The following is an 8,643-nucleotide window of genomic DNA, read 5'->3' as shown; positions in this document are numbered from 1 at the left end:
GCTACGGACCCTCATGCCGGCTTGCGCGCCCTGGTGCCCGTTGCCTTGCTGGTAGTGGTTTTAGCGGCCGGTTTGGCAGAGGACTTGGCCGACGTGGACTTTGCTGCAGTGGATTTGTCCCCCGTGGACTTTGCTGTGCCGGCCTTGGAAGCTGCGGACTTTGCCGTACCCGTCTTCGCAGTACTGGCCTTCGCAGCCGTCGATTTCGCAGCGCCGGACTTGCTCCCACCCGACGTGGAATCAGTGGACTCACTGGCGGTGGACCTCTTGCGCGCCGGCTTGGCGGCCTCTTCGTCGTCACCGGAGGCCTCATCACCCGAATCCCCGCCACCCGAGTCGGCGGCGGAAGCGTCGGACCCGCCCCCGCGTTTCCGGTCCAGACTCCGTTTCAGTGCTTCCATCAGGTCGATGACTTCGCCCTTGCCGCCTTCGCCGGCTTCCACGCCGAAGGTTTCTTCGGTATCCAGGGAGTCGCCTTGCTCCAGTTTGGCCTCAATGAGCTGGCGCAGCTGCACCTGGTAGTCATCAGTGAAGTGCGCGGGATCAAAGTCGGCCGCCATGGACTCCACAAGCGCCGCGGACATGTCGCGTTCCTGCGGGGAGATCTTGATGGAGGCGTCCAGGGAAGGGAAGTTGGCTTCGCGCACCTCGTCCGGCCAGAGCAGGGATTGGAGCACCAGCACGTCATCCTTGATCCGCAGGGCGCCCAGCCGGGTCTTCTCCCGCAGGGCGAACTGGACGATGGCCACCCGGTCCGTGTCCTCAAGCGCCCGGCGCAGCAGGACGTAGGCCTTGGGAGACTTGGAGTCCGGCTCCAGGTAGTAGCTCTTCTCGAACATCATGGGTTCAAGCTGCTCGGACGGAACGAACTGCACCACTTCGATCTCGTGGCTGTTCTCGGCGGGGATGGCCTTGAGCTCGTCCTTGGACAGGATCACCGTCCGCCCGTCCTCCTCGTAGGCCTTTTCGATGTCGGAATAATCGATGACCTGGCTGCACACTTCGCACCTGCGCTGATAGCGGATCCGGCCGCCATCGGCATTGTGGACCTGGTGCAGACTGATGTCATGATCTTCGGTTGCGCTGTAGACCTTCACGGGCACGTTGACCAGGCCGAACGCGATGGCGCCTTTCCAGATGGCTCTCATTCCCTAAGTCAACATCACGCAGCGCCGGAGGTGAAGCCCCATGGCCGCAGCTAAGGAGCGTGTCCGGGTTGCAGGCAGGGAATTGACCCTTACCAACCTGGGCAAAGTCATCTACCCGGAGACCGGCACCACCAAGGCGGATGTGCTCGCCTACTACGCCGCGGTGGCACACGTCCTGATCCCTGCAGCCGCCAACCGGCCGGCCACCAGGAAGCGGTGGGTTAATGGCGTCGGGACTGCAGCGAAGCCCGGCGAGGTGTTCTTCCAAAAGAACCTTGAGGACTCCGCTCCCGGCTGGCTGCCGCGTGCCGCCATTACCCACAAGGACCGGACCATCCACTATCCGATGGTCAACGACCCCGCTACCCTCACCTGGTTCGGCCAAATCAACTCGCTGGAAATCCACGTTCCCCAGTGGCAGGTGGACTCCCACGGCAACCAGCTGAATCCGGACCGGCTTGTTCTGGACCTGGATCCCGGTGAAGGCGCCGGCCTGGAGGAATGCGTGGAAGTGGCCCTTCTGGCCCGCTCAATCCTCGAGGACGTGGGCCTGGATCCCGTCCCCGTGACCAGCGGCAGCAAAGGCATCCATCTCTACGCACCCCTGGACCGGAGCCAGACCTCGGATCAGATCTCGGCCTTTGCCCGTGAGCTGGCACGCGCTCTGGAGGCGGACCATCCGGACCTCGCTGTCAGCGACATGAAGAAGACCTTGCGCAAGGGCAAGGTGCTGGTGGACTGGAGCCAGAACAACGCGGCCAAAACCACTATCGTGCCCTACTCGCTCCGCGGCCGTCCCACCCCGATGGTCGCCGCGCCCCGGACCTGGCAGGAAATCGGCTCACCGGGCCTGACGCACCTGGACTACCTGGCCGTGCTGCAGCGGGTGCAGGAGGGCACCGACCCCTTTGCCGCCGTCGTAAGCGCCTCCGGCAGGGACCCCGGGGAACGCAACGAACATCACGACGGCGACCCCCGCCTGGGCAAGTACCGCTCCATGCGGGACCCGCAGAAAACACCCGAGCCCTTCTCCGGCGCCGCCGGCAGCGGTGACGCGTTCGTTATCCAGGAGCACCACGCCAGCCGGCTTCACTTCGACCTCCGCCTCGAGCACGACGGCGTCCTGGTGTCGTGGGCCTTGCCCAAGGGCGTGCCGGAATCCGGCGGCAAGAACCACCTGGCTGTCCAGACGGAGGACCACCCGCTGGACTACCTCACTTTCCAGGGCACCATTCCCAAAGGGGAGTATGGCGCCGGTGAGATGACCATCTGGGACACCGGCACGTATGAACTGCATAAGTGGATCAGCGGCAGGGAAGTCATCGTTACGCTGACCGGCTCCGAAGGCGGCGGGCTGGGCGGCACGCGAAAGTTCGCCCTGATCCATACGGGCCGGGGGCAGGGCAAGGAATCCGAAGGCCAGTGGCTGATCCACCTCATGGACAAGGACCTCGGCAGCAACCGGCACCGTCATGCGCCGGCGCACGCTGACGGGCCCGAAGAAACTGGAGACGACGCCGAAGCGGCTGCGGAGGTAGGTGAGGAGGCGCCGGACGCTGTAAAGCCGGAGCAGGCAGAGGCGCCGGAGGATGCCCAGGGTCGGGACAACCACGCTGAAGAAACCTTTCCGGCGCCCCCTTCGGCTGCCGCTTCCGCATCACCCGAGGATTACGGCCCCATGATGGCCACCTCGGGGACAACAGCGGATCTGCAGGGCAGCAACTGGCAGTTCGAGCTCAAGTGGGACGGGGTCCGAGCCATCCTCGTTGCGGACGAGGATGCAGTGCGAATCTTCAGCCGCAACGGAAACGACGTCAGCAAGACCTACCCCGAGTTCACGGACAGGAACTGCTGGCCGCCCCAGCCGTTCGTCGCTGACGGCGAGATCATCGCCGTCGGGCCCTCAGGCAGGCCGGACTTCGGACTGCTTCAGGGCCGCATGAAGCTCACCCGGCCCGGCGACGTCGCGAAGGCGCGCAAGGCCATCCCCGTCCGGCTGATGCTCTTTGACCTGCTGCACGACGCCGGCACGGACCTCCGCAGGCTGCCCCTCGCCAAGCGGAGACATCGGCTCGAGGAGTTCTTCAGCCCGTCGGACTGCCCGGTGGACCTTTCCAGCGTGCTGGAAGACCGCGTGGAGCACATCCTGGAAAGCGCGCAGGAACTTGGCCTCGAAGGCGTGATGGCTAAGCGCACGGACAGCCGCTACGTGAGCGGGCAACGGACGCGGACCTGGATCAAGCTCAAGCTCGACAAGACCCAGGAGGTGGTGGTGGGCGGCTGGCGGCCGGGCAAGGGCGCCCGCCAGGACTCCGTGGGTTCGCTGCTGGTGGGCATCCCGGAGGGACGGAGCCTGCGCTACGTAGGCAGGGTGGGCAGCGGTTTCAGTTTCCGCGAACTGACGGAACTCCGGCAGACCGTGGAACGGCTCGCCAAAAAAACGTCACCGTTCCAGGAGGTCCCCCGCGAGGACGCGGCAGACGCGCACTGGGTGGCTCCGCAACTGGTTGGCGAAGTGACGTACAGCGAATGGACCGGGACGGGCCGGCTTCGGCATCCGGTGTGGCGGGGTTGGCGGCTGGACAAGGACCCGGCGGACGTGGTGGACGAAGGCTGACAGTGGCAGGAGCGCCCCCCTGCTTGTGCAGGGGGTGCTCCTTATGGTTCTGACTCAGTGCGGGGTGCTTTCAGCCGAGCAAGGTGGTGATGAGCCTGATGGAGGAGTCGATGATGGCCACGAGGCCGACGGCTCCGAAGAGGTTGTGCCACCACTTGTTGCGGAGATCGCCCATGACGGAGCGCCTGTTGGCCATAATCACGATTAGGACGCCGAGCAGGGGTGCGATGAGGACCGTGAGTGATTGGGCGATGACGATCAGGGCCACGGCGACCGTGCAGACGACAGTCCACAGGACCTTGGGATCCGCCGAAAATAAGGGAATGCCCCAGGCCGGTTCCGACGGCGTGGCCGACGGAGAACATCAGCATGATGCCGAGGACGCCGAAGACTATTCAGCACCACAGGCGCCTCAAATGGCTCCCGGGTAGAAATACTTTGGCCAATGCGGCATTCCTTAAGAAGAATCTTCCCAGTCCTTGTCGATCCAATGCAGGCCCGTTCGACGCGATAGTAGAAGGACGCAACAGGCGTTCTCACCAAGAAGGAGAAGAACCGTGAAGTTCATGCTGATTATGCGCGCTACCGATGAGGCAAAAAAGGCGTACGAAGCGGCGGACATCGAACAGATCATCAACGCCATGGGCGCCTACAACGAATCCCTCATGAACGCCGGAGTGCTGCTCGCCGGTGAGGGGCTCGCCGACGATATGAGCGAAGCTTTCGTTGTTGATTTTTCAGGCGAGAACCCCATGGTCACCGACGGCCCGTACGGGGAAACCCACGAACTGTTCAACGGGTTCTGGATTATCCAGACCGCCAGTAAGGAAGAAGCTGTCCAGTGGGCCAGCCGCTGCCCGTTGGGCCCTGGCAATAAGCTCGAAGTCCGCCGCGTCACCGACATGAGTGACTTTGAGGACTTCTCCGACAACGAGTTCCTGCAAAAGGAAGCCGGCTGGCGCGAGGAACTCAACCAGCCCTAGCTACATGGCCAACAAGGACCTCCCCACGCCGGCGATCCAACGCACCCTGGACGCCGTGTGGCGGATCGAAAGCGCGCGGATCGTCGCAACGCTTGCGAAGGTGACGGGCGACGTCGGCCTGGCTGAAGACCTTGCTCAAGAAGCCCTGATCGATGCCCTGACACAATGGCCCGAGTCGGGCGTTCCGGATAACCCGGGCGCCTGGCTCACGGCCGTGGCTAAACGCAAGGCTATCGATGCCTGGCGCCGCCGGGAGCGGCTCGACGAACGCTACCGCGCGATTGCCCACGACCTCAGGGAGATGACCGAGGACCAGTGGCAGCCGATCCCCGATGACGTGCTCCGGCTCGTCTTCATCGCCTGCCACCCCGTGCTCTCGCGTGAGGGCCAGGTCGCCTTGACGCTGCGAACCGTCGGTGGCCTGACCACCGAGGAAATCGCACGGATGCTGCTCGTTCCCGTCGCCACCATCCAGCAGCGCATCGTACGGGCAAAGAAGACCCTGTCGGCCGCCCAGGTGCCCTTTGACACCCCCGACCCGAACGAGTGGAACGCGCGCCTGGGCGCGGTACTGGCCGTGCTGTACCTCATCTTCACCGAAGGCTATGCCGCCACAACGGGTAACCGGTGGATCCGGACCGAGGTTGCCAACGAAGCGCTGCGCCTTGGCCGCGTGCTCGCCGGCCTGCTGCCGCGGGAGCCTGAAGTTCACGGACTCGTAGCGCTGATGGAGTTCCAGGCGTCCCGGTTCGCCGCGCGCCTCACCCAAGACGGCAGCCCAATCCTGCTCGCTGACCAGGACAGGTCACGCTGGGACCGGACGCAGATCAGCCGTGGCCTTACATCCCTGGCGCGGGCCGATGCGCTCGGCCGCGGAAGGGGTAATTACTGCCTTCAGGCTGCCATCGCCCAATGCCACGCGACCGCCGGCAGTTTCGACGAAACCGACTGGAACAGGATTGTGCTGCTCTATGAAGCCCTGGGACGCCTGGCACCCAGCCCTGTCGTCGAACTCAACCACGCCGTAGCGGTTTCCATGGCCACCGGACCTACCGCCGCGCTGAAGATCGTGGACCGCCTCGTTGCCGAGGGCGCCCTCCGCCGCTCACACCTGCTGCCCAGCATCCGGGGAGAGCTGCTCACCAAGCTCGGGAGAACGGATGAGGCCAAAGCAGAGCTGCTTCAGGCAGCCGCACTTACAGCCAACGAACAACAAAAGGCTGTTCTGCTCGCCAAGGCGGCCACCCTCTGATTCCAAGGGGAAGGCGGCAGGAAACAGGAGCAGGGTGGGCCGGACCGATTGCCCGTGTGGCGAGCCGAGGCTGGCCCCGCGGTTGCCAAGGAATGGGGACACCGGATTCCGGTGGCCCCATTCCTTTACGGTCCTAGGGACCTCAGTGCTGCGTTTGTCTAAGTGTCCTCAGGACGAGTGCGGCATCTGTGGCCGGCTGGTGCGGTGAACCGCCGTGACGGCAGCCCCCTGCCCCATCCGGCCAAGGCCGGAACCGCGTTCCTTGGGATGCCGCCGCTTCCCGTTGCCATCGGGCCACCGTTGCTGCCCGCCAGCTCCCATGGGAGCTAGCGGGGCCGCCGCGCCAGGCATGTCGGGGGCGTCCATTGCCTCCGCCAGGTGGCTCGCCAGCTCCGGCGCGATGTGTTTCTTGTTTTCGTCAGCCATTTTTCTTCCTTTCCCGCCACGCAATGAAAATGAAGTGCTGCCAATGGAGGCCAGCCAGGGCCTTCAGTGACTGTCGGAGCGGCCGGCCATGCCGGGCCGCAGGCGTCCGCCTACTTGAAAGAAAGTGTTCCCATGGCACAACCTTAGGGAAGCGCCGGGCACCTGTGAACCCCCATATGAGAGGTGGGCGGAAATGGACGACGGCGGCCCTGCCGGGTCCTGTGGGAGGGTTGCGGGAGCCGTGGGGGGCGTCACTTTTCCGCGTGTGAAGCGTCCAAAATGACGGCAAGGGAAGCCCACGGCGAAAAAATTTCGGTGCCAAGGGTGCCTAACCCCGCCGATCCCCATGAGGGCGCGGGATAAGCCGGGAAAGAAATTTCCAGGAACGGGCACGAAGAGCCCCCCAAAGAGGGTGATCCTACGGCATGAAGCGAGCAAGCGCTACGGCATTCGCGTAAAATTGAAGGCCTGCCCGGAGCGGGGCAGCTACAAGTCGCAAGCAAATGACCTCCACGGGAGCCGCCCAAATGCCCACAGACCGAAGCATCACCGACTCTTCTGCAGGCGTATACAACGCCTCCGGAACCAACCCAGCTACACCCCCAGGCACCCCACCCGCGGCTGCCAAGGGACCACGCAAGCCAAAAATTCTGAAGCGCCGCCGACTCAAGGAGTCGGACGTCAACGTTGTTGATCAGCCCATGCTGAAGAAAGCCCTGGGCGGAACCATCGTGGGCAACACCATGGAATGGTACGACGTCGGCGTGTTCGGCTACCTCATCACCACCATGGGTCCGGTCTTCCTGCCGGAGTCCGACCCCACCACCCAGACCCTCTTCCTCCTGGGTACCTTTGCCGCCACGTTCATCGCACGCCCCCTGGGCGGCGTGATCTTCGGCTGGATGGGCGACAAGATGGGCCGGCAGAAGATCCTCGCCGCCACGCTGATGATCATGGCGGCAAGCACGTTCGCCATTGGGCTCCTTCCCGGCTACGCCCAGATCGGGCTGTGGGCAGCAGGCCTGCTGGTGCTGCTGAAGATCGTGCAGGGATTCTCCACCGGCGGCGAGTATGCCGGTGCCACCACCTTCGTCAGCGAGTACGCACCGGACAAGCGCCGCGGCTTCTTCGCAAGCTTCCTGGATATGGGCAGCTACCTTGGCTTCGCCCTCGGCGCGGCGCTGGTGTCCGCCCTGCAGCTGACCCTTGGCCAGGCGGCCATGGAGGAGTGGGGCTGGCGCATCCCGTTCCTGGTGGCCGGTCCGCTGGGCCTGATTGCCGTCTACTTCCGGAGCAAAATTGAGGAATCCCCCCAGTTCCAGGCGACCCTGGACGCCCAGGAAGACCTTGCCAAGCATGCCGCCGCCTCGGATGAAGCAACGGTCAATGGCCCGGTGGGAATCGTTAAGGCCTACTGGCGCTCCATCATCGTGGCGATGATTCTGGTTGCAGCTGCCAACACCGCAGGTTACGCCCTGACCTCCTACATGCCCACCTACCTTACGGAGTCCAAGGGCTACGACGAGGTGCACGGTACCCTGCTGACCATCCCCGTGCTGGTAGTCATGAGCCTCTGCATCCCGCTCACGGGCAAGCTGTCCGACCGGATCGGCCGCCGCCCCGTGCTGTGGATCGGTGCGCTGAGCACAGTTGTCCTGGCCACCCCGGCCTTCCTGCTGATCGGCATCGGCGAGATCTGGTCAACGCTGGCCGGGCTTTCACTGATTGCTTTCCCGGTGACGTTCTACGTGGCCAACCTCGCCTCCGCGCTGCCGGCCCAGTTCCCCACGTCCAGCCGGTACGGCGCCATGGGCATCGCCTACAACTTCTCGGTGGCCATCTTCGGCGGAACAACGCCTTTCATCGTGGCAGCCCTCATCAGTGCCACGGGCAATGACATGATGCCGGCCTACTACCTGATGGGAACGTCCCTGGTGGGTGCCGTCGCCATCTACTTCCTGAAGGAATCGGCCCAGCGACCCCTGCCGGGCTCCATGCCAAGCGTGGACACCCAGGCAGAGGCCCGCGAACTGGTGGCCACTCAGGACGAAAACCCGCTGATCGACCTGGACGAACTCCCGTTCGAAACCCAGGACATCACGGATTCGAGTGCAGCCGATAAGGTTCCCGCCCGGGTTTAGCAAGGCGGCAACCGGCAGGCGATGGCACCTGGGCACTCCCCCACCGTGCAGGGCTTGCAGCAACGCTCCAGGGCCC

7 protein-coding genes are annotated in these 8,643 nt (G+C 64.4%); 4 read left to right on the top strand and 3 right to left on the bottom strand.

From position 1 onward, the window contains the following. Positions 1-11: 11 nt before the first annotated feature. Positions 12-1,148, bottom strand: a complete 1,137-nt coding sequence (gene ku / locus AC5RWX_RS27035) for a non-homologous end joining protein Ku (RefSeq protein WP_494099348.1) — start codon at positions 1,146-1,148, stop codon at positions 12-14. Positions 1,149-1,188: 40 nt separating this feature from the next. On the opposite strand from ku, the gene AC5RWX_RS27030 reads away from it, so the two are divergent. Next, the gene (locus AC5RWX_RS27030; protein ID WP_494099347.1) at positions 1,189-3,765 is read left to right on the top strand and encodes an ATP-dependent DNA ligase; all 2,577 of its coding nucleotides are present in this window, start codon (positions 1,189-1,191) and stop codon (positions 3,763-3,765) included. Between the two features lie 70 nt (positions 3,766-3,835). Here AC5RWX_RS27030 and AC5RWX_RS27025 read toward each other — a convergent pair whose 3' ends face one another. Further along, a complete protein-coding gene (locus AC5RWX_RS27025; RefSeq protein WP_494099346.1) occupies positions 3,836-4,033 on the bottom strand; it encodes a divalent metal cation transporter in 198 nt (65 codons plus the stop codon). A gap of 289 nt (positions 4,034-4,322) precedes the next feature. Here AC5RWX_RS27025 and AC5RWX_RS27020 point away from each other — a divergent pair, with 289 nt between their 5' ends. Both AC5RWX_RS27020 and AC5RWX_RS27015 read left to right on the top strand, forming a co-directional pair. Then, a complete protein-coding gene (locus AC5RWX_RS27020) occupies positions 4,323-4,748 on the top strand; it encodes a YciI family protein (RefSeq protein WP_494099345.1) in 426 nt (141 codons plus the stop codon). Positions 4,749-4,752: 4 nt separating this feature from the next. Further along, positions 4,753-6,000 carry an RNA polymerase sigma factor gene (locus tag AC5RWX_RS27015; protein ID WP_494099344.1) on the top strand — a complete coding sequence of 416 codons (1,248 nt, stop codon included), beginning with the start codon at positions 4,753-4,755 and terminating at the stop codon, positions 5,998-6,000. Positions 6,001-6,168: 168 nt separating this feature from the next. Here the strand turns inward: AC5RWX_RS27015 and AC5RWX_RS27010 are convergent, their stop codons facing one another. After that, complete coding sequence (locus AC5RWX_RS27010; RefSeq protein ID WP_494099343.1) at positions 6,169-6,426, bottom strand: hypothetical protein; 258 nt, start codon at positions 6,424-6,426, stop codon at positions 6,169-6,171. Between the two features lie 527 nt (positions 6,427-6,953). Between AC5RWX_RS27010 and AC5RWX_RS27005 the strand changes: the two genes are divergently transcribed. Further along, positions 6,954-8,567, top strand: a complete 1,614-nt coding sequence (locus AC5RWX_RS27005) for an MFS transporter (protein ID WP_494099342.1) — start codon at positions 6,954-6,956, stop codon at positions 8,565-8,567. The last annotated feature ends 76 nt before the right edge of the window (positions 8,568-8,643 follow it).

The organism is Arthrobacter sp. SPT-J7, from assembly GCF_059089965.1.
This window is presented reverse-complemented; position numbering and strand designations above follow the sequence as displayed.

Coding starts and splice junctions, on each gene's coding strand:
- ku (WP_494099348.1), bottom strand. CDS start 1,148: ATGAGAGCCATCTGGAAAGGCGCCATCGCGTTCGGCCTGGTCAACGTG.
- AC5RWX_RS27030 (WP_494099347.1), top strand. CDS start 1,189: ATGGCCGCAGCTAAGGAGCGTGTCCGGGTTGCAGGCAGGGAATTGACC.
- AC5RWX_RS27015 (WP_494099344.1), top strand. CDS start 4,753: ATGGCCAACAAGGACCTCCCCACGCCGGCGATCCAACGCACCCTGGAC.
- AC5RWX_RS27010 (WP_494099343.1), bottom strand. CDS start 6,426: ATGGCTGACGAAAACAAGAAACACATCGCGCCGGAGCTGGCGAGCCAC.
- AC5RWX_RS27005 (WP_494099342.1), top strand. CDS start 6,954: ATGCCCACAGACCGAAGCATCACCGACTCTTCTGCAGGCGTATACAAC.